Below are 25637 nucleotides of genomic sequence, written 5' to 3' on the forward strand. Positions count from 1 at the left end.
GGTGCCTACAGGCTGCGGATCAGGCCGCCGTCGCAGCGCAGTGCCACGCCGGTGATGTACGACGCCGGGGCGCTGCACAGGAACGCGGCGGCGGCGCCGAATTCCTCGGGTTCGCCGTAGCGGCGGGCGGGGATCATCTTGCGGGATTCGAGCTGGATTTCCTCGGCCGAGGTGCCGCGGCGCTTGGCGGCGGCCTGGTCGAGTTCCGCGACCCGGTCCGTGGCGATGCGGCCGGGAAGGAGCATGTTCACCGTGACGGCGTCCAGGGCGACTTCCGCGGCGAGGGTCTTGAGGTAGCCGGCCAGCGCGGCGCGGCCGGTGTTGGACACGGCCAGGTTGGGCAGCGGCGCCACGACGCCGCTGGATCCGACGGCCAGGATCCGGCCCCAGCGCCGTTCCCGCATGCCCGGCACGACGTGCGAGACCAGGGCGTGGTGCGGCCTGACGAGCTGCTCGAACGCGGCGGCGATGTCTTCGGCGCCGAGCGTGGCGGCCGCCCCGGGCTTCGGCCCCGGACCGTTGAGGACCAGGATGTCGATCGGTCCGAGCTCCGCCACGGTCTGTTCGACGGCGGCGGCCACCCCGTCGGGGGTGCCCAGGTCCGCCTCGATGGCGACGGCGCCGGGCCCGTAGGCGTCGGTCAGCTCGGTCACGATCTCCTTGGCCTGCACCAGGCGCCGGCCGGTGACGGCCACGCGGGCCCCTTCGGCGGCGAGGGCGCGGGCGATCGCGAGGCCGAGTCCGCCGGTGGAGGCAGCGACGAAGGCGGTCTTTCCGCTGATTCCGAGATCCATCAGTTCCTCCCTGCCGCCGTCAGCGCGCCGGTGGTCAGCGTTCCGGCCGGGGCAGGACGCGTGTCCAGGGCCTCGGCGGCCTCGGCCAGGTGGGCCAGCAGGGCTGGCCGGAGGAGGTCCGGGAATGGCGCCGCCGGGGTCCGCACGCCGGGGTCGGCGATCAGCCCGCGCCGGTACAGGCACTCCTTGCGGATGGCCAGGGCGATCCTGGCCTGCTGTTCGAAGTTGATCAGCGGCAGGTAGGGCAGCAGCTCCTGCCGGGCCGCCTCGTAGCCCCCGGCCTGCCAGGCCCGCACGCAGGCGATGAGCGCCTCGGGGTAGGAGAACCCGGTCATCGCCCCGGCCGCGCCGGCCAGGAGTTCATCCAGCAGGCCTTGGCCGCCCAGGCCGCCGAACACGGAGACGTCGACGGCGGCGGCGAGTTGGCCGATCGCCACGGAGGTGGGCGGGGCCTCGGCCTTGACCGCGATCACGAAGCCGCAGGCCTGCACCACGGTGATGAGGGACTCGGTGCTGATGCTGACGCCGCTGGCCAGCGGGTAGTCCTGCAGGACCACCTTGGCGCCGGTGGCGCGGTGGATGGCGTCCAGGTGCCGGATTACCGTGTCCGGGCGCGGCGAATTGGCCTGGACCATGACGGCCGCCAGGCGCCCGCCGGCGATGGCCTGGGCCGCGAGGACTTCCTCGATGGCCGGCCGGGTGGCCAGGGCCGTCACCCCCACCACCAGCGGCAGGCCGGTGCATTCGACGGCGGTTTCCAGGACGGCGGCGCGCTCCCCGGCGGTCAGCGCGGCGGCTTCGCCGAACACGCCCAGGACCGTCAGGCCGGTGGCGCCGATCGCCTCGTAGCGTTCGACGAGCCCGGCCAGGCTGTCCAGGTCAAGGTCCAGGCTGCTGCCCTGGAACGGGGTGGCGACGACGCCCCACACCCCGGGTGTCAGTGACTCCCGCATGGGATTCTCCTTTGCTAGTTGTTCCGGCATTCTCAGCGGCTGCATTCTCAGCGGCTGCATTTCAGCGTCCGGGCCAGACGGGCGGGCGCTTTTCCTGGAAGGCGCGGACGCCCTCGGCGGAGTCCTCGCTGTCCAGGGCCGCCATGAGGGCCGGCAGCCGGAGCCCGCGGGCCTCGGCGGCGCTCAGGTGCGAGGTCCGGGTGACCATCTGCTTGACGGCCCGCACGGAGGTGGGGGCGCAGGCGAGGACCGCCTCCACCCAGCGCTGCACGGCGGCGTCGAGCTCCTCCGCCGGAACCACTTCGTTGACCAGGCCCATGGACTGCATTTCCGCGGCCGGCGCCTTCCGCCCGGTGAGGAGCATGCCCATCGCCTGGGTGTGCGGGATGCGGCGCACCAGCTGGTGGATGCCGCCGTCGAGCGCCAGACGCCCGACGCGCGGTTCCGTCAGCCCGAAGCGGGCCGTGCCCGCGGCCACCACGATGTCGGCGCCAAGCACGATCTCCATGCCGCCGCCCAGCGCGTAGCCGTTGACCCGGGCGATCACCGGGATGTCCAGGCTGGTGCGCAGGCTCAGCCCACCGAAGCCGTTGGGGTCCAGGTCCGCCCAGTACTGCAGGCCGGTCTTGTCGACGGCGGCGGCGGACATGTCCGCCCCGACGCAGAACGCCCGGGTTCCGGCGCCGGTGATGACGACGGCGCGGACGTCGGGATCGGCTTCCAGCTGGTCCCAGATGGCGTTGAGCCGGGCCTGGGCGGTCCCGTCGACAGCGTTGAGGACGTGCTGGCGGTCGATCACGACGGTGGCGACGTGGTTCTCGATGCTCAGGGTGACCTCGTCCACCACCGCGGGGGAGTCTGTCATCGCGGTCACCGGAGCACCCCCAGCTGCTGCAGGCGCTCGATGGTCTCGGCGTCGAACCCGTTCTCCAGGAGCACCTCGACGTTGTGTTCGCCGAGCCGCGGCGCCGCCCGGCGGATGGTGGGCGGGGTGGCGGAGAGCCGGATGGGGGCGTTGAGCATTTTCACGGTGCCGACACCGGGGTGCTCGGCCTCCACGATCATGCCGTTGGCGTGTGTCTGGGCGTCGGCGAGGGTCTGCTCGAGCGTGTGCACCGGGGCGTTGAGCAGTCCCCGCTCCTCCAGCCGGGCGGTCCAGTACTCGGTGGTGTTGGTGGCGATGCGCTCGCGGAAGATCGCCTGCAGGGCCGGCTTGTGGCGGAACTGTTGCTCCAGGGTGGCGAACTCGTCCCGCTGCGTGAGGTCCTCGTCCAGGCCGAGGGCGTCCGAGATCCGGGCCAGCGGGTCCGGGGTGAAGCCGCCCACCATGCAGACGGCGCCGTCGGTGGTTTCAAAGACGCCGCTGAGCGGCATGGCGCCCCAGTTGACCTCGTAGCCGCGGTTGAGCTGCATGCAGGCCTCCTGCATCTGCAGGTGCAGCATGGAGTCGTACATGGTCACCTCCACCTTCTGCCCGACGCCGGCGGACTCGCGCGTGCGCAGGGCCAGCAGGATGCCCTGCATGAGGTGCATGCCGGTGATGTAGTCGCACAGGGTGGTGGGGTAGATCGCCGGTTTCACGTCGTCCGACTCGCGCCGCCACATCACACCGGAGTAGGCCTGGGCGATCGCGTCCTGGCCGCCCTTGTGCGAGTACGGGCCCTCGGGGCCGAAGCCCGTGCCGGAGGCCCAGATGATGCCCGGGTTCTCCGCCTTGAGGTCCTCGTAGCCGAAGCCCATCCGCTCCATCACGCCGGAGCGGAAGTTGCTGACCACGACGTCGGCATCGGCCAGGAGCCGGCGGAGCACGGCCTTGCCCTCGTCGGCGCGGGTGTCCACGGAGACGCTGCGCTTGTTGCGGTTGATGGACAGGAAGATCGGGTTGTCCTGGCCGTCCTTGTCCGGGAAGGAGTTGCGGGAGATGTCCCCGGCGCCGGGGCGTTCGACCTTGATGATGTCCGCGCCGTAGTCGCCCAGGAGCTGGGTGCAGGACGGGCCCATGAACACCTGGGTGAAGTCCACCACCTTGATGCCGTCCAGCGGCAGCGGGGTGCCGGCGCGCTCAGGTGCGGGCGCCGCCGTCGTGCGTTCCTGCCCTGTCCGTTCCTCTGCTGCCCGTTCCTGCGTCACCGTGCTCATGCCCCCACCACCGCATCGGCGTCGAGCGTGGCGTTCGACGACGGGACGTCGCCCGGGTCCGCGCCGTGCCGGCGCATCCCCTGCTGGATGTCCGCGGCGGAGACGTCCCGGACCAGGGTTCCGTTCTGGATGGCGAGCGCGGCGGCGACGCCGACGGCCTGGCCCATGGCCATGCAGGGCGGGATTTCGCGGGACATCTTCTGCGCCTCCGGGGTCGCGGAGTAGTGCCGGCCGGCCACTAGGAGCTGGTCCACCTCCTTGGGCAGCAGCGAACGGAAGGGGTAGTAGTAGTCGCGGCCGCGGGCCACGGTGTCGGCGAAGTGCCGGCGGGAGGTGACGTCCTCCTTGGTCATGACGTACTCGCCCTGGAGCAGGCGGGTCTGCCGGACGCCCATCTGGGACGCGACGTCGAGCATGTAGCAGTTCTCAAAGCCGGGCAGGTGGGCGCGGACGTATTCGACGGCCTCGGTGATCCGGTCCCGGGCGGCGAACTCGGCGGCGGTCATGTCCGCCGGGTCGACGCCGTCGTAGCCGGTCATGTGCGGGGCGTTGCACCAGACCACGCCCTCGATGGGGGTTTTGAGCCACCACAGTTCCCAGGCGCCGCCGAGGAGGCGCTTGATGGTGCGGTTGATGGCGCGGGCTTCCTTCGGGTTGGCCTGTTCGAAGGCCTCCGCGGCTTTGGTGTCCACGTTGCCGAGGCGGAAGACGAGGGTGGTGAGGTAGCTGTCCTTGACGTGGCTGGCGCCGGCGCGGGAGGCGACGTCGATGTCGCCGGTGGTGTCGATGACGACGTCCGCCATGAAAGCCTGGGGTCCGGACTTGGTCTCGCAGATAACGCCCTTCATGACCCCGTTGTCCACGATGGGGCGGGAGAACCAGGAGTGCAGGCGCAGATTGACGCCGGCCTCGCGGACGAGGTCGTTGGAGACCCGCTTCCAGCCGTCGGGGTCGAAGGCCGCGGCGTAGCAGACCGGCTTGGGGGTGGTGTGGGAGTGGAAGTCGAAGGTGCCGTAGCGGCCCCACTTGTTCCAGAGTTCCTCGGAGGTCTTGCGGTCGTCGGCCGGCGGGACGATGGCCAGGCCAAGCTTCTGGAGCCGTTCGACGTATTCGGAGACGATTCCGGTGACCGTGATTTCCTGGCCGTTGATCATGTCATCGAGCACCAGGACCATGCCGCCGGAGGCCAGGCCGCCCAGGGACGAGTAGCGCTCCAGCAAGGTGACGGAGGCGCCGGAGCGGGCCGCGGTGACGGCGGCGGCGACGCCGGCGGGGCCGCCGCCCACCACCAGGACGTCGGAGCGGGAGATGACCGGGGCGGTGAGGTCCTGCGTGGTGCTGGCCAGGTCAAGGGAGCGCATGGCTGTAGTCGAGTTCATGGGGATCCTTACGTTGCCGGAGGACCGCAGAAGCGGCAGCCGGTGAGGTAGAAGACGGTGAAGGAGGAGAAGTTGCCCGGGAGGAGGGCGCGGCGACGCTGACCGCGGACTCGCCCCGGCAGAGGGTATGGCAGAGGGTATGGCACAGCGCGGCCCGTCGCGGACCTGCTGTTGAGTGTGTCAATGTCTCCGGCGGGCACCTGGGTGCCGGCGGAGATGGCGGGCGGCTAGGGCCGCCTGATCACCACGCGTGAGGTGCGTTAACCCAAATTGCTACGCAGACCTCTTCGTAGCTGTTCTTGTACCAGTGCGGCGTGTCCGAGGAGAAGGTGATGGAGTCGCCCTCTTCAAGGGTGTAGCACTCGCCGTCCAGGTAGATGTCTTTCCGGCCGGAGAGGATGATGCCGAATTCCTCGCCGCTGTGCCGGAACGGGGTGGCGCTGGTGTCGTGGCCTGGCGGACTCACGATCCACTGGGCCTCGAGGGCGCCGTTGAGGTCGGGGGTGAGCAGTTCATAGACCGCCTCGCCCACGGACTTCTTGGTGACGCCTATGAGGTTTCGCCGCTCGCCCTTGCGGACCACCGGCGACCTGGTTTCTTCCTGTCCAAGGAAGAACTTCCCTACGGGGATGTCCAGGCCGTGGGCCAGCTGTGCCAGGGTGGTGAAGGACGGATTGGCCAGGCCCCGTTCGATCTGGCTGACGATCGCGGGGCTGAGGCCGGTGACTTCCGAAAGCTTCGCAAGGGTCATGCCTTTGTCCTTGCGCATGTTGCGGATCTTGTTGCCTACGGTGGCAAGCAGGACGCTCGTGCCGGCGGGGGATCCCGGGAGGCTCTCGTTGGTCATGGTCCGTCTTTCTCTGGATGAGTTGACCTGCATAACTATAGTGAAAATTTTTACCGAATCAATGGTTTTTTGAAGATTCTTGAGTTTTCACTTAACCGTTGACTCTGTGAAGATCTTCAATATAGTTGTGTGAGCTGCAGCACTCGGAACCGACGCACTGCGAACGGGATGAGGTGGCAACGGCCTTCTGGCGGAAGGCCCGCCCGGTCCGTCCCATCGGTCCGTCACCCCGCTCGTATCCCGACGTGGTGCAGTGACATCTGCCAAGCCATCCGCAGAACTTAATGTCGGCCGGTCAACGAAGGGCATGCTCCTTGTTGCCGGGCTGGATGGCCCGTTTGCATTCAAGCGCTACGAAGAGGCATGCGTAGCTATCTGGGCTAACCCACCTCCCATGGGGTGAACCGGTCCCGCCCGTGGACCAAGCCAAACGATAGTTTCGATTGCCGGTCGCCCCCACCCGGGGCTCCCGCCGGTGATCCATACCCTCACGCACCCCGACGGTGCGGGGGAAGGAAAATCATGACTGACACTGTCGTCAAGACTGACCTGGAGAGCGGCCGCACGTCCCGGCTCTCTCCGGAAATCCGCCGTGGGCTGCTCGGCCTCGGACTGGGCAACACCTTGGAGTGGTACGACTGGATGGTCTTTGGCCTGTTGTCGGCCTTCATCGGGCCCAAGTTCTTCCCGTCCCATGACCCTGTCGCCGCGACCCTGAGCGCCCTGGCCGTCTTCGCCGTCGGCTTCGCGTTCCGTCCCCTGGGCGGAATCCTGCTTGGCACCTTCGCCGACAGGATCGGCCGGCGCCGGGTGATGCTCTGGTCCATCATGATGATGGCTGTCACCACCCTGATCATTGCCGTGTCGCCGACCTACGACCAGATCGGCCCCGCAGCCGGCGTCATCCTGCTGGTCTGCCGCATCGTCCAGGGAATCTCCACCGGCGTGGAAGCCCCGCTGTCCACCGCCCACGCCGTCGAGCTCGTGCCCGAGGGCCGCGAGGGCTTTGTCGCTGGCATCATCTCCTTCTACGTCAACATCGGCATCCTGCTCGCCTCGCTGGTCAGCTACCTCTGCAGCCTCGTGCTGGGCGGATCCGTCATGGCCGACTGGGGGTGGCGGGTGCCGTTCGTCGTCGGAGCGGCCTTCGGCTTCGTCGTCGTCTACCTGCGGCGGACGCTTCCTGAAACCATGAAGCCCGAGGAACTGGCGAACAACTCCGCCAAAACGGTCTGGGGCGGGGTGCGCAAGCACTGGCTCAGCGTCCTGGCCATCACCTTCGTCGTCGGCGCGGCACAGGCCTACAACTACGCCTGGAACACCGGGCTCCCGACGGCGGCCCGAAGCGGCTTCAAGGAGGACGCCACCGCTGTCTTCGCGCTGACCACGGTCCTCGGCGTCGTGCTGGTGATCGGAAGCCTCATCATCAGCAAGGTCGCCGACGGCAAGTCGATGTCCAAATGGTTCCTGGTCACCCGCGCTCTGGCCATTCCGTCCGTGTTCCTGATGCTGATGTACGTCAAGCCCGGGATTGCCGGCTTCGCGGCCGTGCTCCTCGGCGGCTCGGTGGTGCTGGTCCTGAACATGACCCTGTACAACGTGGTCACCAGCTCCCTCATGCCCAAGGGCTGCCGCGGTGCCGGAACGGCCCTGGGTTACGGTGTGGGCGTCGCGCTCTTCGGCGGCACCGCCTCCTACCTGCTGGTCTGGCTCCAGTCCATCAACGCGTCCTGGATCTTCCCCGTGTACGTGGCCGTCCTGTCCGCGCTCAGCATCGTCTTCTACGTGCTTGCGCGGCGGAAGCACGGCCTCTTTATTGGGAATTAGGAACGGGAATTAGGAAGGGGAGCGGACGTGATCTCTTTTGACCTCAGCGACGCTGACGTGGAGCTCTATGAGGCCGCCCGCCGGATGCTCCTGACCGCCCACCACAGCGAGAACCACCGGGTGGCCGCGGCGATGCGGGGCGCGTCCGGGGCCATCTACCTCGGGCTGCACATCGGCTCAAAACGCCTCAATGTGTGCGCCGAATCCAGCGCCCTGGCCAACGCCCGCATGGCGCAGGAGGCATCGATCCGGTCCGTGGTGGCCGTAAGCATGGACGGGCACACAGAGCCGCAGGTCACGAATCCGTGCGGGCTCTGCCGGGAACTGCTGCGTGCCTATGGAGCCGGGATCACCGTCCTGGTCGATGCCGCGGGCGAGGTAGGCAAAGTCGGCCTCGCAGAACTACTGCCCTTCCCCTGGCTGCGCGCCGCGGAAACGGAGTGGGAAACCCTTCCGCCCCGCGTGAACCCCATCTGACCCGCAGCAGGGGCCGTTCTGGGCACTCAGAACGGCCCCTGCTGCCAGCTAGGTGGGTGCGGCCGGCCAAAAGGAAGCTGGTGCAGCCGCCGCGTTTCCGCTAAGCCACTGCACCAGCAGGTAGTACGAATTTTTTCGAATGCTATGAAACGTTACTCATTCGCGGCTCCCTAGGTCCCGGGGGTTGATGACCGGGTCTTCACGTCTTCTTCAAGATGCCTTGTCATAAGCCAGCCAGTGCCGGCCATTGCGATGCCCATTACCAGGAAGGCCCAGTTGTCCAGAGTGTTCAGCGACAGGAAGTTGGCCGCCGAATCCACGCCGACGATGAACCCGTAAATTCCAAGGACGATATACAGCAGGCCGGAGCCCATGAGGAAATTCCGGGCGCCCATGGCGGTCCGGGACATGGTCAGGCCGGCGGCGCCGATCGCGAGCTGAACGATGTTCAGCAACATCGACACCTGGAACAGGTTCAGGAACAGGGCCTTGGAATCGGGCCCGAAGAACCTCAGCTCGCTGTAGTGCGTGGTGATGCCGGGAATGAACCCCAGGATGCCCACGACGATAAGGACGATACCTACACCCATGCCGACGTTCTGTACATCTGTCCGACCGAAATGTACGCCGTGTGCGTGGGGAGATGCGGTAGTCATGTTGTGCCTCCAACCACTGATTGCGGACATTTACAATTTTACGGCCGGGGTATGGAAAAAGCGCCGGCCGCCGGCGCCGCGGAGGCGGCGGATTCCGCGGATCCGTGCGTTGTGCCTGTCGGAAACGGGCCGGGTGCCGGGCGCGTGGCACCATGGAACTCGATGAAACTGCGCGCTGATCAGACCGGACAACGTGGCCTTCCCATGCCCCTGTGGCTGCAGGGCGCCCTCGAGTCCGCCCAGGCCGCCGTGATCTCCGCCCTGATTGTGGTGGCACCGATCGTGGCTGTCTGGGCAACGGCAGGTTTCCGGGACAACGGGTTCGACGCCCTGGCCCGCCTGGCGGGCCAGGCCTGGCTGCTGATCCACGGCGTGCCCCTGCTCCTGGACACCGCCGCCTCCGGGTCAGCGGCGCATCCGGACTCCGGCACACTCTCACTTGTTCCCCTGGGACTGGCCCTCATCCCGTTCCTGCTTGCCTGGCGCGCCGGGCGCCGGCTGGCCCGCGCCTCCTACACGGACCAGTTGTGGCAGGCGCTGCTCGGCTCATGGCTCATATACGCGGGGTTCGGGCTCTCGACGGGCTTTGTCTGCCGCACCGCCGACGTCGGGATCAGCCTCTGGTCCGCGGCGCTGGTTCCCCTGATCGTGTTCGGGCTCGGCATGGTGGTCGGCGCGCGCCGCGAGGCAGGCTCCTGGAGCCGGCTGATCGGCGTCGACGCCGTGGCCTGGCTGTCCCGGACCAGCCAGCATTCGCGCTGGGCCGGCTCCTACCTGGGCTCGGCCATCAAAGCCGGGTCGGTGGCGCTGATGGCGAGCCTGGCGATGGCGGCGGCGCTGCTCGCCGTCGACCTCTTCATTCACTGGAACCTCGTGGTTGCCGTCTATGAAGGGCTCGACGCCGGCACGGCAGGCGGCGCGGTCCTCACCGTTGTGCAGCTGGGGTTCCTGCCCAACCTCGTGGTGTTTGCCCTGGCCTGGCTCTCCGGCGCGGGCGTAGCCCTGGGCGCCGGCTCGGCGGCCGGGCCGCTCGGGACCGCCGTCGGGCCGCTGCCGCCCATTCCGGTGTTCGCCGCGCTGCCGTCCGGGCCGCTGGACTTCGGCTTCGTGGCCCTCGTGGTGCCGGCGCTCGCCGGTGCCCTGGCCGGCTGGTGGTTCCTGCGCGAGGGCGAGAACCATTTCGACGAATGGCTCTCCATCAAGATCCGGACCCGCTGGTTCACGGCCGCGGCGTCCACCCTGGCGCTCGGGGCGGTGATCGGCGCCGTCGCAGGGCTGCTCGCGGCGGGGCTGGCCTGGCTTGCCGGCGGATCGGCCGGGATCGGCCGGTTCACGGAGATCGGCCCCGACCCGCTGCGCACGGCACTGTTCGTGGCCGCGGAGGTGGGGATCGGCGTCGTGATCGGCTATGCGGCCGGTCCCTGGCTGGAACGCCAGCAGAAGCTGCGCGAGGCGGACCTCGAGACGGTCACCGGCCGCTAGCGGGCCGGCCGGTACATGGTGTCCTGCAGCTGCGTCCTGCACTCCGACGTCGCCTGCTGCGTCAGGGCGTGGCGGACGCACTGCTGGTAGCCGCGGATCTGGTTGAAGAACAGGGTCGAGGCCAGGATCACCAGCAGCATGACGGCCGAGACCACCATCCCGGAAATGGTGCCGAACAGGACCAGCCGCGAGGCCTTGTATTTCACCGCGCGGATCAGCACCAGGATGCCCAGGACAATTCCGGCGGCCGTGAGCAGCGCCGTCAGCCACAGGTAGCCGACGTCGAGCTGGAAGACAAAGAACGCGCCCAGGACCGCGACGATGCACAGCCGGAACAGGGTGTGGGTCAGCTGCTGGGCATCGCCGGAGTCCGCGGGGGAATTCATGTTTGTCAGCCTACGCGAGCAGCCCCATAAGCTAGGACCATGCGCATCGTAGTCCTCGTTTCCGGTACCGGTTCCAACCTCCAGGCAGTCATCGACGCCGTGTCCTCGGGCGCGCTCGACGTCGAGATCGCCGCCGTCGGCGCCGACCGGCCGGGGACCTTCGGGGTGGAGCGCTCCGCCGCCGCGGGAATTCCCACGTTCGTGGTCGACTTCAAAGCCTACCCGGACCGGGCGGCCTGGAACGCGGCGCTGACCGACGCGGTCGCGGCCTATTCCCCGGACGTGGTGGTGTCCTCGGGCTTCATGCGGATTGTCAGCGCCGGCTTCATCGACGCGTTCGGCGGCAAGTACCTCAACACCCACCCGGCCCTGCTGCCGGCCTTCCCCGGCGCCCACGGTGTCCGCGACGCCCTGGCTTACGGTGTGAAGGTCACCGGCTGCACGGTGCACTGGGCCGACGCCGGCGTGGACACGGGCCCCATCATCGCGCAGGAGGCCGTTGCCATCGAAGACGGCGAGAGCGAGGACTCCCTGCACGAGCGCATCAAGGTGGTGGAGCGCCGGCTCCTGGTCTCCACGCTCGCGTCCCTCGCGGCAGCCCAGGCGCCTGCGTAGCGGGCCCACCTCTGCCCTCGTATTGGCTGGGAGGGGCGCTAGTCGAGGATGCGCTGCTTGGTCTCGGGGGCGAAGAACGCCATCCACAGCACGGCGAGCAGCACCACGACGCCGGCCAGCGCGAACGACGTCGCAAGCCCGAGCTCGGGCCACAGGAAGGCCGCAAAGACCAGCGGCCCGAACCCGGCGCCGAGGCGGGAGAAGGTCGAGGCCCAGCCGAAGCCGGAGCCGCGCAGCTCCGTGGGGTAGAGCTCGGAGACGTAGGCGTACAGCACGGGGATGGCCACCTGCACCACAAAGCCGAACACGAGCAGCCAGAACACGGCGGCGGTGGGGATGTCCACCACGATCGCCACAATGACCAGGGTCAGCGCGGACAGCGGGCCGGTGATGGCGAGGATCCACTTCCGGCCCACCCGCTCCACCAGCAGGGCCGCCGCCACCACGCCGAGGAGGCCGACGGCGGCCATGGACGCCGTGGTCAGGAAGGCCTTGTACTCCTCGAAGCCGGCGCCGATCAGGATCCGCGGCATCCATGTCAGCGACAGGTAGTAGACGAGCAGGATGCTGGAGAACAGGGCCCACGCCGCCGTCGTGATTTTCCAGTTGAACTGCCAGACGGCGCCCAGCTGCGTCCACGCGCTGCCGGCGGAGAGCCGGGGTGCGTGCTGCGGTGCGGGCAGGCTGTAAACCCGGGGCTCGGCGCCCGTGGCGTGGACCAGGCCGTCGATCACTTTCGCGGCCTCGTCCCGGCGGCCCTTGCGGATCAGGAACAGCGGGGATTCCGGCACGCTGCGGCGGATCCAGAACACCAGCAGCGCCGGCAGCACCATGACCAGCATGGTCAGCCGCCAGTCCGCGAAGGCCGCCACCAGCCCGGCGGACACAAAGCCGCAGAGGGCGGCGCCGACCGGCCACCAGCCGTCCATTGCCGTGAGTACCCGGCCGCGGTGCTTCCGCGGGGTGAACTCGCCCACCAGCGCGTAGTCCACCGGGATGCAGCCGCCCAGGCCGAACCCGGCCATGAAACGGAACACGACGAACCACATGTAATCCGGGGCGACCGCGCCGAGCACGGTGAAGATCGAGAAGATCAGCAGGGTCGCGGTGAAGGCCTTCCTGCGGCCGATCGTGTCCGCGATGGTGCCCCAGACGAACGCGCCCAGGGCCATGCCGATCAGGTTGGCAGTGCCGATCCAGGCGGCGTCGCCCGGGCTCAGGGACCAGTGCTTGGACAGCAACGGGATGAGGATGCCGTTGAGCGTCACGTCCCAGGCGTCGAACATGAAGCCCAGGCCGCCGATCAGGAAGATCCGGCCCTGGACCTTCCACCGCCACGGCAGTTCCTGGACCACCTGTTCGCCGCTGGGCACAGTGGTGTACGTGTTCATGTTGGCCTCCTGTGAAAACTCTACGTCGCCCGGGCCGGGACCGGGTGCGCGCTTCACACTCCGGCGCGCGGGGCGGTCCCTCGCCGTGACGCGATAAACTGGCCGCATCCCCACCACCCGCGGCCGTGCCGCGACATAAGACGGAGACTTTTGTGAGCTTTACGCAGCTTGACCGTGTATCCATCGACCGTGTGCCCATCCGCCGGGCACTCATTTCGGTCTACGACAAGACTGGTCTGGAGGAGCTCGCTCAAGGCCTGCACGCCGCCGGCGTCCGGATTGTCTCCACCGGTTCCACGGCCAAGAAGATCGCCGCCGCGGGCATCCCCGTGCAGGAGGTCGAGGAAGTCACCGGCTCGCCGGAAATGCTGGACGGCCGCGTCAAGACCCTGCACCCGCGCGTGCACGGCGGCATCCTCGCCGACCGCCGCGTCCCGGCTCACATGCAGACGCTGGCCGACATGGACATCGAGCCCTTCGACCTCGTCGTCGTCAACCTCTACCCCTTCGTCGAGACCGTGAAGTCCGGCGCCTCGCAGGACGACGTCGTCGAGCAGATCGACATCGGGGGACCGGCGATGGTGCGCTCCGCCGCGAAGAACCACGCCGCGGTCGCGATCGTGGTGGACCCGGCGTCCTACGGTGCCGTCGTGGAGGCCGCCTCCACCGGCGGCTTTGACCTGAAGACCCGGCGCCGGCTCGCCGCGAAAGCGTTCGCGCACACCGCGACGTACGACACCGCCGTCGCCACCTGGACCGCCAGCCAGTTCCTCGACGAGGACGGCGACGGCGTGGTCGACTGGCCCGCCTACGCCGGCCTGGCCCTCGAGCGTTCCGAGGTGCTCCGCTACGGCGAGAACCCGCACCAGCAGGCCGCGCTGTACGTGGACAAGGCCGCCCCGGCCGGCATCGCGCAGGCCGACCAGCTGCACGGCAAGGCCATGAGCTACAACAACTTCGTCGACGCCGACGCCGCCCTGCGCGCCGCGTTCGACTTCGCCGAACCCGCCGTCGCCATCATCAAGCACGCCAACCCCTGCGGCGTGGCCGTGGGTTCCGCCTCCGCCGCGGACCCGATCGCCGACGCGCACGCCAAGGCCCACGCCTGCGATCCCGTGTCCGCGTTCGGCGGCGTCATTGCCGCGAACCGCCCGGTCACGGCCGCCATGGCCCGTACCGTCGCGGGCATCTTCACCGAGGTCGTCATCGCGCCGGGCTTCGAGGCCGAGGCCGTGGAGATCCTGTCCAAGAAGAAGAACATCCGCCTGCTCGCCCTGCCGGAGGGCTACGGCCGGTACCCGACCGAGTTCCGCCAGGTCTCGGGCGGCGTGCTGGTGCAGGCCACGGACAAGGTCGACGCCGAGGGTGACAACCCGGCCAAGTGGACCCTCGCCGCGGGTCCGGGCGCCGACGCCGCCACCCTGGCCGACCTCGCTTTCGCCTGGACCGCCTGCCGTGCGGCCAAGTCCAACGCGATCCTGCTCGCGGACAACGGCGCCGCCGTCGGCATCGGCATGGGCCAGGTCAACCGGCTCGATTCCTGCAAGCTGGCCGTCGAGCGCGCCAACACGCTCGGCGTCACCGTGGAGTCCGACGTCGACGCCGCCGGCGGTGCTGCCGGTGCCTCCGGCGCCGAGTCCCCGGAGCGGGCCCGCGGCGCCGTGGCCGCCTCGGACGCGTTCTTCCCGTTCGCCGACGGCCTCCAGATCCTGATCGACGCCGGCGTCCGCGCCGTGGTCCAGCCCGGCGGCTCCGTCCGCGACGAGGAAGTCATCGCCGCGGCCAACGCCGCCGGGATCACGATGTACTTCACCGGAGCGCGCCACTTCTTCCACTAGGCCATCGGTCGGGCCCCGTCCGGAGGGCCTGTGCGGGGTCCTGATTTGGGGCCTTCTGGGGCCCGATGGCTGTTGTGCCGCATCTGGGGGCCCGATGGCTGTGGGGGCGAATCTGGGGGCCCGATGGCTGTGGGGCCTGTGCACGGACTTCGCGCCTGCAAGGTTTTCGCTGGGTTTCCGCCGGGTGCAGGCCCGGAATGGACATGCCCTCCCTTCCGGGGAGGGCATGTCCATTTTTGTGCCATTTTATGGGCTCCACCGTGGCGCGCGGCCCTGCGCCCTCGCAGCCGGAGGACATGCTCATTCTTCCCGCGGGACATGCTCATTCTTCGCGCTAAGGAATGGGCTGGCGGCCCTTGGGGAGGACATGCTCATTCTTCCTAGGGGACATGCTCATTCTTCGCGCCAACGAGTGGGCATAGGGGGAATATGTCCACTGCTGGTGCACCAGGGAGAGCATGTCCCACGGAACTCCGCCCGGAAAAGACCGCCTTGGGGACATGCTCATTTCTCGTGCAGCACAGTGCTCTGGCCCCGCATCAACTGGACAAGTTCTCCCTTCGCGGTCGGAGGCGTCCGCTCATGTGTCACGGAATGGGCTGGTCCCATATTGAGCGGGGTGGTCCTATGTCACGGAACGGGTTGGCCGCCGTCGGGAGAGCATGCTCATTGTTCCCAGGGGACATGCTCATTTTTCGCGCCAAGGAGCGGGCATATGGGGCATATGTCCAGTCCACGGCCCGCAGGGAGGGCATGTCCCGCGGCGTGCCAGGGCAGCCGGGCCGCAACGCCAATGCGGGCCACCCCCGGTCATCCCCACTGCTGGAGACGGGCCGGGAGTGACCCGCGCTGTTTCGGTGGCCTTCGTCCCACCAAGCGTGATCCCTTTGGGCCGGGCTGCGGTGCGGCCTGGCCCGGGTCAGCCCTGGCGGGCCCGGGGGAGCCTCGGCCGGACCGAGTTTCCTGAAGCCTGGGGAGCATCAGCCGCCGGACCCGGTCCCAGACCCGTCCGGCCCCGACCGAGCCTGCACCAGCCCCGGACCCTCGCCCCAGACCGGGCCGGCCCCCAGACCGGCCCGGTCCGCCTGCGATGCGCCGGCCCGGTCCGCCTGCGATGCGCCGGCCCGGCCCGCCCGGCCCGGCCCACTTGCGCCGGCCCGGCCCGGCCCGCCGGCCCGGTCCGCCCGCCTGGCCCGGTCCGCCTGCGATGCGCCGGCCCGGCCCGCCGGCCCGGCCCACCCGGCCCGGCCCCCCCGCCTGCGGCGCGGCCGCGTGCGTCCGGCGGGAACGAAGACTAGGACGCGGCCGCCGTCGAGTAGGCCTGCTGGATCACGGAGCCCCAGTACGGGCCGTACATCGTGGTGGAGTTGCTGCCGTAGCCGTAGCTGTTCACCGAGTTCTGGTAGCCGGAGGAGCTGGTGCCAATGAACCACGGACCGCCCGAGGAGCCGCCGGTCATGTTGCACGGGATGCCCTGGGTGTTGAACTGCGGGTTGTAGGGATCGTTCGTGGCGGTGCCGGAGCAGCTCTTGAGGGATTCACCGTTGAAGGGCGCCGCGGCGGGGTAGCCGAAGGACTTGTAGCTCAGGCCGCGGGCCGCGTTGAACTGCAGCCCGGAGCCGCCCACGACGTCCGTCAGGTACTGGCCGTTGAGGGTCGACATCACGGCGAAGCCGGTGTCGTAGGTCATGTCGCCCCCGGAGCTCCACTGGGTGGGGGCGTACAGGGCCCTGGCCGTCCACTTGCCGTAGGGGGCCGAGCCGTTGAGATAGGCCGGGACGAACGTGAACTTGGTCGCGAAGGCGCCCGGGCCCTCATTGACGCAGTGCCCGGCGGTGGAGACGGTGCTCTTGTTGCCGGAGGAGACCGAGTTGCCCGAGCACACATAGTTGGTGCCGCCGAGCGTGAAGAACACCTTGCCGATATGCGGAACGGGGGATTCGCTGGCGTTGGCCTTGGTCTGCAGGGTCTGGGACTGCTGCGCCTTGGACTGCTGCGTCGGTGCGGTTGCCTCGAACGTGCTCGGGGCGGCACCCTCCAGCAGTGCCGCCGCGGAGTTCGATGACTTCCCGTTGCGCTTCATGGCCTTGTCCGCCAGGACGTCGCCGGGGACGGCGTTTCGCATGCGCTCGGCGGTCCAGTACTCGGCCGCTCCCGTTTCGGTGACGGTGTGGCTGGTGACGTCGGAGGCGGGTGCCGGTGCCTTGGCCGGCGCGGGAGAGGCGGTGGCCGCCCCCGCAGCACTCAGGGCCAGCAGTGCCGCGGCCGAAAGGGTCAGCAGACTGGTGGCCAGAGTCTTGGGTGTTCTCATGGGTGTCCTAACCGGTGGAAAGCGGGGCGGCCGCCGTTGGCAGCCGTTGGATGGAACGAAACTACGGCAGTTTGACTAATCTGTAAAGTCATTTGTCAATTCTTGTTATGCCGCGTTGCGGGGTCACGCATCCGCCCGCGCACGACGCCGGTAGGCGTCTTTGGGGGCACCTCGGGTAAGTTAGAGGGGTTGAGATAACACAAGATTCAGGAAATACCCAGACCTTCAGGGAGACGCCCGAGCAATGGCAAAGATTATCTATACCCACACCGACGAAGCGCCGATGCTGGCTACCTATTCGTTCTTGCCGATCATCGAGGCCTTCGCTTCGACGGCCGGTGTGGAAGTGGAGACCCGCGACATCTCGCTGGCCGGCCGCATCATCGCCGCATTCGGCGATTACCTCACCGAGGACCAGCGCGTCAGCGACGCCCTGGCCGAACTTGGCGCCCTGGCGAAGACGCCCGAAGCCAACATCATCAAGCTGCCCAACATCAGCGCCTCCGTGCCGCAGCTGAAGGCGGCCATCGCTGAACTTCAGGGCCAGGGCTACGCCCTGCCGGACTACCCGGACAACCCCTCCTCGGACGAGGAGACGGACATCCGCTCCCGCTACGACAAGATCAAGGGTTCGGCCGTGAACCCGGTCCTGCGCGAAGGCAACTCGGACCGCCGTGCCCCGCTCTCGGTCAAGAACTACGCCCGCCAGAACCCGCACAGCATGGGCGCCTGGACCCCGGAGTCCAAGACCAACGTGGCGCACATGGACGCCGACGACTTCCGCTCCAACGAGAAGTCCGTGGTGATCGACGCCGACACCAACATCAAGATCCAGCTCGTCAAGGAAGACGGCACGGTCAAGGTCCTCAAGCGGGCCTTCCCGGTGCTGGCTGGCGAGGTCATCGACGGCACCGTGATGCGCGCCGCCGCTCTGGATGCCTTCCTCGCCGACCAGGTCGCCCGGGCCAAGAAGGACGGCGTGCTGTTCTCCGCCCACCTGAAGGCCACCATGATGAAGGTCTCCGACCCGATCATCTTCGGCCACGTCGTCAAGGCATACTTCGCAGACCTCTTCGCCACCTACGGCGAGCAGCTCGCCGCCGCCGGCCTGAGCCCCAACAACGGCCTCGCCTCCATCCTCAACGGACTGCAGGACCTGCCCGAGGACATCCGCGGCGACGTCCAGGCAGCCATCGAAAAGGGCCTCAACGAGGGCCCGGAACTCGCCATGGTCGATTCCGACAAGGGCATCACCAACCTGCATGTGCCCTCCGACGTGATCGTCGACGCCTCGATGCCGGCCATGATCCGCAGTTCCGGCCACATGTGGGGCCGTGACGGCCAGGAGGCCGACACCCTGGCAGTCCTGCCGGACAGCAGCTACGCCGGCATCTACCAGGTGGTCATCGAGGACTGCCGCGCCCACGGCGCCTTCGATCCCACTACCATGGGCACCGTCCCCAACGTCGGCCTCATGGCCCAGGCCGCCGAGGAATACGGCAGCCACGACAAGACGTTCGAAATCCAGTCTGCCGGCACCGTCCAGATCGTCGACGACGCCGGCACCGTCCTGATCGAACACCAGGTCGCCCCGGGCGATATCTGGCGTGCCTGCCAGACCAAGGACGTGCCGATCCGCGACTGGGTCAAGCTGGCCGTCACCCGTGCCCGCGCCTCCGCGACCCCCGCCGTGTTCTGGCTGGACAAGGGCCGCGCGCACGATGCCCGGATGATCGCCAAGGTGGAGGAATACCTCAAGGACCACGACACCGACGGCCTGGAAATCTCCATCATGTCCCCGGTCGAGGCCACGGCCTTCACCATCGAACGCCTCCGCAAGGGCGAGGACACCATCTCCGTGACCGGCAACGTGCTCCGCGACTACCTCACGGACCTGTTCCCGATCCTGGAACTGGGCACCAGCGCCAAGATGCTCTCGGTGGTTCCGCTGATCAACGGCGGCGGCCTGTTCGAGACCGGCGCCGGCGGATCCGCCCCGAAGCACGTCCAGCAGCTACTCAAGGAGAACCACCTGCGCTGGGACAGTCTGGGTGAATTCCTGGCCCTGGCCGTGAGCTTCGAGCACCTCGCCACCAGCACCGGCAACGCCCGCGCCCAGGTCCTGGCGGATACCCTGGACCGCGCCACCGGTACGTTCCTGCTGGAAGACAAGTCCCCGAAGCGCAAGGCCGGCGAGCTGGACAACCGCGGCAGCCACTTCTATCTGGCCAAGTTCTGGGCCCAGGAACTGGCGCGGCAGACCGACGACGCCGAGCTCGCCGCCGCGTTCGCCGCCGTGTCCGACGCGCTGGACTCCAGCGAGGACACCATTACCGGTGAGCTTCTGGCCGTGCAGGGTTCCCCCGTGGACCTCGGCGGCTACTACCGACCGGACGCGGCCAAGGCCTCCGCTGTCATGCGCCCCTCGGCGACGTTCAGCGAAGTCCTCGCGACGCTGACCAACTAGTGACGCTGACCAAGTAGCACCGGCCTGCTGTCGGACAGTACAACGCCCCGCTTCCCGATGGGAAGCGGGGCGTTGCGCGCTGCCGGCTCAGCGTTGCCGGCTCAGCGTTTGCCGGTTTAGCGGTCGCTGCCTGGCCGGAAGGGCGAGTCCGGCGCCAGGTCGGGGTCGGCGTCGACGTTCCGGAAGGTCGGCGCTCCGCCGTAGTCGACTTCCTCCTCCAGCGGCACCGCCGTCGTCGCCTCAGGGCTGGTTCCGGCACCCGCCACGCCCGCAACGCGGGCGCCGCCGTCAACCGTTGCGCCGCCGTCGATGGTTCCGCGCCAAGCGCCGGTCTCGGCGTCGCGGTCCTCAATGAATGCCTTGAACTTCTTCAGGTCCGAGGCGACCTGCCGCGAATCGAGCCCGACGGCGGCACCGAGTTTCTCGGCCGCGGTGTCCGGTTCCCAGGTGAGCTCGACACTGACGCGGGTTGCGCCGGCGCTGGCCGGTTCGAAGCGGACGGTGCCGGCGTTGACCGGCTCGTCGAGGCTTCCCCACGCGACCAGCCGGTCTGGTTCCTGGGCGGTGATCCGGGCGTCGTACTCGCGCTTCACGCCGCCGATGCTGGTCTTGAAATGGACGGTGGTGTCATCGAGCTGGGTGACGGAATCGACCCCGCTCATGAAGTGCGGGAAGTCTTCGAACTGGGTCCACTGGTTGTAGGCCTGGGTGAGCGGGACATTGACTTCAATGGATTCCTGGACAGTTGCCATGCGTTCATCACTCCTGCAGTCGGCGGACCGGGGCCCGCGGTTCTGATGGTCGTAGCGCTTCACAGCACCTGTCCACGCTAACGTGAATTCCGGAAAATAGTAAGCCTGCTGACGAAAAGCCTTGTCGGCGGGGCGGCTGGAGCCCTATCCCTTACCCTTGCCTTTCCCCTTGGCTTTGCCGTCGGCCGGAGCAGGGGCCGGGGCGACGGCGGCTGCTGCGGCGCGCTCGGCTGCAGCTTTGTCAGCAGCGGCTTTGTCGGCCGCCGCCTTCTCCGCCGCGGCCTTGGCGGCGGCGGCCTTCTCCGCTGCGGCTTTGTCCGCCGCAGCCTTTTGCGCGGTCAGATCCGCCCGGACGGCGTCGATCGACGACTTGATGCTTTGGTGGCGCCTGAAGGACACTTCGCCGTTCGCGGCGGCGGCATCCAGGGTGGTGAGCAGCCCGTCAAGGAGTTTCAGGGAGGCGGCAGGGTCACTGGCCGCGGCCGCCTTGCTGACGGCCAGGACCTGGGACTGCAGCTGCTGGGCCGCGTCGCGGCCCAGGTCGGGCGCGGGGGCACCGCAGCCGGCCAGGGCTGCGGCGAGCAGGACTGCGGTGATGGCAAGCGGGCGGCTCATGGTTCCACGCTCTTCTGCAGCTCTTTCAGGTGGTCCCCGAGCGGCCCCGTGACGGTGGGGTAGGGGACGACGTCGGCGGGGGCCGGGGTGGTCAGGCTGACCAGGATCGCGGTGCCCAGGGCGAGGAGGGTGACGACGCCGAGCACAAGGGCCATGCGCGTGCGGCGCCGGGCGCCGCGGAACCAAGCGGTTCCGCGCGACCAGGCGGCTCTCCGGGATGTCGCGGGACGGCGGCGCGGCCGCGGCGGCAGCGGGCCTGTGCCCGGCGTGGACAGCGGACGTGTCCCCGCCGCGGCGGCCGCACCGGTTCCGGTTCCGACAGCGGCCCTGGTCCGGTAACCGTGGCGTGGCCTGCGGGCCGGTTGTGCCGGCAGGGGCGGGAGCACCCGGGTGGGTTCCTCCTTGAGCTGCCCCGGCAGGGACCCAGGGGAGACGAGGGCGTGGCGCAGGGCTGACTCAAGTTGGGCGGCGGAGGGCCTGTCCAGCGGGTCCAGGGCGGTCATGGCCCGGATGAGCCGGGCCCACTCGGCGGGCACCTCCTCCGGTATGGCGGGGGCGCGGTGCAGCCGGGCGACGGCGGATTCGACGGCGCTTCCGGGGTATTCGACCTCGCCTTTAAGGCATTCGAGGAGCACCAGGCCCAGGGAGTAGATGTCGCTTGCCGGTCCGAGGTCGGCGCCCCGGGCCTGTTCCGGGCTGAGGTACGCTGCGGTGCCGACCATGGTTCCGGTGGCGGTCAGCCGGGTGCCGTCCATGATCCGGGCGATGCCGAAGTCGGTGAGCTTGGGACGCAGCGGTTCGCCCGGCCGGACCGGCACGAGGAGGACGTTGGCGGGTTTGATGTCCCGGTGGACGATCCCCAGCCCGTGGACGTAGGCGAGGGCGTCGGCGATTCCGGCCCCGACCACAGCCAGCTCGTCCAGCGGCAGCGCGCTGTGCCGGATCCTGCTGCGCAGGTCCTGGCCGTCCACGAGCTCCATGGTCAGGAAAGGGCGGGGTTCGTCGGGAATGCGGGTGTCCGTCCCGGCGTCGAACAGTGTCACCAGACTTGGATGGTTCAGCGTCGCGAGGAGCTGGATTTCGGCTTCCTGCCGGCGGAGCTCGTCGGGATCCGCTGACTGCGGTGCGAAGAGCTTCAGTGCCACGTCCCGGCCCAGGTTCAGGTCCTTGGCGGTGTAAACCGAGGCCATGCCGCCCCGGCCAATCACGTCCCCCAGCTGGTAGCGGCCGCCCAGGGGTTCAGCCTTGACGCCGTTGGGCGAAGTCTCCACGGTCTCGCACGTACCTTCCCGGTGCGCCGCGGCGGCGCCCCCACAGCATAATACGGGGCCGGGTATCTACTGCCGACACGCGCGGCCCGTGTCGGACGGTCAAACGGCACGCAACGTGCCGGATTTCACGGCCTGCGGTTCCTGCGCGTAAGGGCCCTGCCGCCGGAGCCGGTGCATGCCGTTGGGTCCCCCAGCGGACCCAACGACCTCGCTCCGGCGGCAACGGGCCTTCGTCTGGAGCGGCGCCGCGGGCTACGGCGGGCGCGGCCCGCACCCCGGGCGCGGTTGCGCGCCGGAGTGCTCCGGATGGGCGGGGTGCTGTTCTGCGGGTGTAGGCGGATTCAGCGTGGCTGTCAGCGGGGTGCCGGAAACCCGGCGGCGGACGGTCGAGTCCATTGGGAAATCTCCTGAATGACTGTCGAGGGGCGGCGAAGGCAGCCCGAGGGGCCGTGCTCTGTGGAGGCAGAGACGGCCCGACTAGTCAGGAGAAGAACCGGGATCCGCGCAGACGGCGGCGTAGTCGTGCTGGAGCGGACCGGTGACGGGATCGGTCCCGGTGGCGGGGACGTGGAAGTGCAGGCCGGGCATCCAGGCGGCCGTGCCGGCCGGCGTGTTGCCGGAGTGACCGCTGCCGGAGCCCGATCCCGGTGCAGGGGGCAGTGCTTCAGGCGCCGGCAGGCCCGTGCCGCCGTGCCAGGGGCTTGGGCCGGGGCTGTCGGGGGAGGCCGGCGCGCCCGGGCCGGGAGGCGGCTCTGCGTGCGGGGCCGCAGCCGCCTGGACCGGGGCTGGTACGGGGGCGGGTTTGGTCGGCAGCCAGCCGGAGTACGTGACCGGCATTAGGGCCGGGCGGTAGGTCGCAATGGCCGTCGCAGGGGCGGCGGGAAGAACTGCAGGGGGTGCCCCCGGGGTGGCGGCCTTGGCGGCGTCTGTCTTTGGTGAGGCAACGTCAACCGCCGGAAGCGGCGCCGTCGGGGCATCGGGGAGTGCGGCGGCGGGTGGGGCGTCGCCCGGGGAGTCGTCGCCCGGGAGCGTGCCGACGACGTCCCCCGGCAATGGCGTACCGGGATCGGCCGGGAGCCCAGCGTCAACCGGTGACCCAGTGCCCGGACCGGCGGGGTCAGGAACTTCGGGGATGGGAGCAACGGGGTCGGGAACTCCGGGGACGGGAGCACCGGGGTCGGGGATTCCGGGGGCCGGAGCTGCGGGGTCCGCCACCGGCGGAACGCCTCCGGTACCCGCCTCAGCGCCCGGGGCAGCCACGGGCGCGGCGGGGATGGCGGGGGCGGGGCCGGCGGGGGCCGGGTCTGCCGGGAGCGGCTCTGCGGGGATCTCTGCCGGCGGCACGCTGCCGGCGCCCGGCGCGGCAGACCCGGGCACAGCCCCGGTCACGGCAAGGCCCGGCGTCGGTGAACCAGGGGGTACCGGATCCGGGACCGGGTGTGCCAGTGCAGGCGACGCCGTGTCCGGGACGGAAACCGCCGGCTCAGCGCCGCCCGGCACAACGTCAGTGGGCTCGTCGGCGGCTGACACAGCGTCCGCCGTCCACGCGACCGTAGGGGCCGGGAGGATATCCAGAGCCACCTGGGCGCCGTCAAGTGCGGGAACCGGGAAGTCGTCGGCGTCAGTGCATTCGACGGCCGAGACGGCCTTCGCGGCGTCGGCTGCGGGCCCGTAAAGGGTGCAGCCGGCGTCGGCCTGCGCGGCTGTTCCGGACAGCATTAGCCATGCGGCGCCGGCGGCGGCGGCCAGGAGGACGCGGCGCAGGGGGCGGCAGGCGCGGGCCGCGCGGGAGGACGATGCTGCTGGATCCATGCGCGCACCCCCGCTCCCGGACGACTGGATAAGTGCCTACAGGGTAAGTCGGCCCTGAGGGGCGAGTCCAGAGCGGAACTGAAACTGTAGGCATACCGAGACCCGGCGCAGGGGCGGGGCCGGAGGCCGGGGGGACCTGCTCAGCGGGCGTCGTTCGGGTAGCTGACCCCGAGCTGTGCGCGCACGCCGTCGAAGAGCCGCATGGTGTTCAAGGAGTCCTCCAGTGGCATGACCGGGCTTTCGGTGAGCCCGTGCTGGATGCACCGCGTGACTTCGCGGAGCTCGTAGGTGTAGCCCCGCCCCACTACCGTGAACCGCTCGGTCCGGGGATCATCGAAACCGACCCTGACCAGCAGTTCCTTCGGGTTGTTGATGGACCCGGATGTCTGGAGAAAGCCCTTGCTGCCGGCCACGGTGGCCGTGCGGGGTCCATGCGCCAGCAGGGATGAGGTCAGCTGGGCCTGGGCGCCATGGTGGTAGCCCAGGGTCAGGGCGTTCTGGGCGTCGACGCCGTCGTCGTTGAGCCAGCCGGTGGCGCTGACTGTTTGCGGGAAGCCCAGGGTACCGAGCGCCCAGAGCAGCGGGTAGACCGTCAGGTCCAGCAGGGCGCCGCCGCCGTCCCTGGGTGCCCAGAGCCGGGAGCCGGGGGAGTACGGTGCCGGGAAGCCGAGATCGGCTCCGACCCACTTGACCTCTCCGATCTCACCCGAGCCAGCGATCTCGAACGCCCGCTGCATGCTGGGCAGGAACCGGCTCCACACGGCCTCCATGAGGAACAACCCGTTGGCCCGGGCCACCGCGATCAGCTCGGCGGCTTCCCGGGCGTTGATGGTGAGGGCTTTCTCACACAGCACGTGCTTGCCGGCGGTGAGGGCGGCGAGGGCGATCTCGTGGTGGTGGGCGTGCGGCGTGGCGACATAGACGACGTCGACCGCGTCGTCCGCGAGCAGACGCTCGTAACCGCTGGCGCCGTCGTGGTCTCCGTAGGCGCGGACAAAGCCGTAGTCCGCCGCGAACGCGTCGGCGGCTGCCTGGGTGCGGGAACTGACAGCGTACAGTTCGGCATCGGCCAGGAGTTCAAGGTCGCGGGTGACGGCTGCGGCGATGCCGCCGGTGGCGATGATTCCCCACCGCAGCCGGGCGCCGGTGGCGGTGCGGGGGTCCTGGTCGGGCTGGCTGAACAGCCACGGCTTTGCGATGAGGGCAGACATGGTGCCATCTTCTCACCCGCCTGCGGGAGGGTTGGGATTTTGGCTGCGGGAGCTGCGGGAGGGTTGGGGTTTTGGCTGCGGGAGCTGCGGGAGGATCGGTGGGGATCCTCCCGCAGCGCCCCGGTTCACCGTTCGGCGACGTCGAGTTTGTTGCCGATCGGCGTTTCCCGCCCGACCGCCATGCCTGGTCAGGCTGCCTGGTGCGCCCAGCTCTCACACGTGATTCCGACGGGGACGGCGTCGCTCAGCTCGACACTGAAGGAATCATGGGAGTGCCGGGTGACGAGGATGCCCCGGCGCCGCTGCAGCCCCCAGATGCGGAGCGATTCGACGGCAGCATTGATTTGCCGCTCCATGCTCGGGCGGTCCACGGCAGTGAAGGCGATGCGGGAGAAGGGGTGGTTCATAGCAGTT

22 protein-coding genes are annotated in these 25637 nt (G+C 69.2%); 6 read left to right on the forward strand and 16 right to left on the reverse strand.

Annotated features, from left to right (window positions below):
- Window positions 1-5: 5 nt before the first annotated feature.
- The 6 genes from CFN17_RS12130 to CFN17_RS12155 all read right to left on the reverse strand — a co-directional run bounded on the left by CFN17_RS12130 (window position 6) and on the right by CFN17_RS12155 (window position 6112).
- A complete protein-coding gene (locus CFN17_RS12130) occupies window positions 6-794 on the reverse strand; it encodes an SDR family oxidoreductase (RefSeq protein WP_208747946.1) in 789 nt (262 codons plus the stop codon).
- Window positions 794-1747 (reverse strand): dihydrodipicolinate synthase family protein, encoded by a 954-nt coding sequence (locus CFN17_RS12135; RefSeq protein WP_208747947.1) that lies wholly within the window; start codon window positions 1745-1747, stop codon window positions 794-796. Before CFN17_RS12135 ends, CFN17_RS12130 begins: the two co-directional genes overlap by 1 nt.
- Window positions 1748-1808: 61 nt before the next feature.
- Entirely contained in the window at window positions 1809-2612 is an 804-nt protein-coding gene (locus CFN17_RS12140; protein WP_208747948.1) for an enoyl-CoA hydratase-related protein, read from the reverse strand.
- A gap of 5 nt (window positions 2613-2617) precedes the next feature.
- A complete protein-coding gene (locus tag CFN17_RS12145; protein ID WP_208747949.1) occupies window positions 2618-3886 on the reverse strand; it encodes a CaiB/BaiF CoA-transferase family protein in 1269 nt (422 codons plus the stop codon).
- Window positions 3883-5265: an FAD-dependent oxidoreductase gene (locus CFN17_RS12150; RefSeq protein WP_222612632.1), complete on the reverse strand. Its 1383-nt coding sequence runs from the start codon at window positions 5263-5265 to the stop codon at window positions 3883-3885. Before CFN17_RS12150 ends, CFN17_RS12145 begins: the two co-directional genes overlap by 4 nt.
- Before the next feature lie 241 nt (window positions 5266-5506).
- A complete protein-coding gene (locus CFN17_RS12155; RefSeq protein ID WP_208747950.1) occupies window positions 5507-6112 on the reverse strand; it encodes a helix-turn-helix domain-containing protein in 606 nt (201 codons plus the stop codon).
- 522 nt (window positions 6113-6634) lie between these two features.
- Between CFN17_RS12155 and CFN17_RS12160 the strand changes: the two genes are divergently transcribed.
- Window positions 6635-7939: an MFS transporter gene (locus CFN17_RS12160; RefSeq protein WP_208747951.1), complete on the forward strand. Its 1305-nt coding sequence runs from the start codon at window positions 6635-6637 to the stop codon at window positions 7937-7939.
- Window positions 7940-7966: 27 nt separating this feature from the next.
- Entirely contained in the window at window positions 7967-8416 is a 450-nt protein-coding gene (locus tag CFN17_RS12165) for a hypothetical protein (protein ID WP_208747952.1), read from the forward strand.
- Window positions 8417-8586: 170 nt separating this feature from the next.
- On the opposite strand, the gene CFN17_RS12170 is transcribed toward CFN17_RS12165, so the two are convergent.
- Window positions 8587-9006 (reverse strand): DUF4383 domain-containing protein, encoded by a 420-nt coding sequence (locus tag CFN17_RS12170; RefSeq protein ID WP_261792183.1) that lies wholly within the window; start codon window positions 9004-9006, stop codon window positions 8587-8589.
- A 228-nt stretch (window positions 9007-9234) separates the two neighbouring features.
- Between CFN17_RS12170 and CFN17_RS12175 the strand changes: the two genes are divergently transcribed.
- A complete protein-coding gene (locus tag CFN17_RS12175) occupies window positions 9235-10554 on the forward strand; it encodes a DUF6350 family protein (protein ID WP_208747954.1) in 1320 nt (439 codons plus the stop codon).
- Here the strand turns inward: CFN17_RS12175 and CFN17_RS12180 are convergent.
- Window positions 10551-10940, reverse strand: coding sequence for a hypothetical protein (locus tag CFN17_RS12180; protein WP_208747955.1), 390 nt, complete (start codon window positions 10938-10940; stop codon window positions 10551-10553). The genes CFN17_RS12175 and CFN17_RS12180 overlap by 4 nt on opposite strands.
- 39 nt (window positions 10941-10979) lie before the next feature.
- On the opposite strand from CFN17_RS12180, the gene purN reads away from it, so the two are divergent.
- Window positions 10980-11555 carry a phosphoribosylglycinamide formyltransferase gene (gene purN, locus CFN17_RS12185; RefSeq protein ID WP_208747956.1) on the forward strand — a complete coding sequence of 192 codons (576 nt, stop codon included), beginning with the start codon at window positions 10980-10982 and terminating at the stop codon, window positions 11553-11555.
- A gap of 38 nt (window positions 11556-11593) precedes the next feature.
- Here purN and CFN17_RS12190 read toward each other — a convergent pair whose 3' ends face one another.
- Entirely contained in the window at window positions 11594-12946 is a 1353-nt protein-coding gene (locus CFN17_RS12190) for an MFS transporter (protein WP_208747957.1), read from the reverse strand.
- 152 nt (window positions 12947-13098) lie between these two features.
- Here CFN17_RS12190 and purH point away from each other — a divergent pair, with 152 nt between their 5' ends.
- Entirely contained in the window at window positions 13099-14784 is a 1686-nt protein-coding gene (purH, locus tag CFN17_RS12195; RefSeq protein ID WP_208747958.1) for a bifunctional phosphoribosylaminoimidazolecarboxamide formyltransferase/IMP cyclohydrolase, read from the forward strand.
- A gap of 1294 nt (window positions 14785-16078) precedes the next feature.
- On the opposite strand, the gene CFN17_RS12200 is transcribed toward purH, so the two are convergent.
- A complete protein-coding gene (locus tag CFN17_RS12200; RefSeq protein ID WP_208747959.1) occupies window positions 16079-17095 on the reverse strand; it encodes a serine protease in 1017 nt (338 codons plus the stop codon).
- A gap of 244 nt (window positions 17096-17339) precedes the next feature.
- Here CFN17_RS12200 and CFN17_RS12205 point away from each other — a divergent pair, with 244 nt between their 5' ends.
- A complete protein-coding gene (locus CFN17_RS12205; RefSeq protein ID WP_208747960.1) occupies window positions 17340-19562 on the forward strand; it encodes an NADP-dependent isocitrate dehydrogenase in 2223 nt (740 codons plus the stop codon).
- A 116-nt stretch (window positions 19563-19678) separates the two neighbouring features.
- Here the strand turns inward: CFN17_RS12205 and CFN17_RS12210 are convergent, their stop codons facing one another.
- From CFN17_RS12210 to CFN17_RS12235, 6 genes are all read right to left on the reverse strand, one after another.
- Entirely contained in the window at window positions 19679-20314 is a 636-nt protein-coding gene (locus tag CFN17_RS12210) for an SRPBCC family protein (RefSeq protein WP_208747961.1), read from the reverse strand.
- A gap of 144 nt (window positions 20315-20458) precedes the next feature.
- Window positions 20459-20929, reverse strand: coding sequence for a mucin-associated surface protein (locus CFN17_RS12215; RefSeq protein WP_208747962.1), 471 nt, complete (start codon window positions 20927-20929; stop codon window positions 20459-20461).
- A complete protein-coding gene (locus tag CFN17_RS12220) occupies window positions 20926-22200 on the reverse strand; it encodes a serine/threonine-protein kinase (RefSeq protein WP_208747963.1) in 1275 nt (424 codons plus the stop codon). The genes CFN17_RS12215 and CFN17_RS12220 overlap by 4 nt, the downstream gene beginning before the upstream one ends.
- Before the next feature lie 477 nt (window positions 22201-22677).
- Window positions 22678-24012, reverse strand: a complete 1335-nt coding sequence (locus CFN17_RS12225) for a hypothetical protein (RefSeq protein ID WP_208747964.1) — start codon at window positions 24010-24012, stop codon at window positions 22678-22680.
- 140 nt (window positions 24013-24152) lie between these two features.
- The gene (locus tag CFN17_RS12230; protein WP_208747965.1) at window positions 24153-25223 is read right to left on the reverse strand and encodes a Gfo/Idh/MocA family protein; all 1071 of its coding nucleotides are present in this window, start codon (window positions 25221-25223) and stop codon (window positions 24153-24155) included.
- 188 nt (window positions 25224-25411) lie between these two features.
- A complete protein-coding gene (locus CFN17_RS12235; protein WP_208747966.1) occupies window positions 25412-25630 on the reverse strand; it encodes a hypothetical protein in 219 nt (72 codons plus the stop codon).
- Window positions 25631-25637: the final 7 nt, after the last annotated feature.

The sequence above is a fragment of the Arthrobacter sp. PM3 genome (assembly GCF_003352915.1).
In the GTDB taxonomy this organism is placed as follows: Bacteria; Actinomycetota; Actinomycetes; order Actinomycetales; family Micrococcaceae; genus Arthrobacter.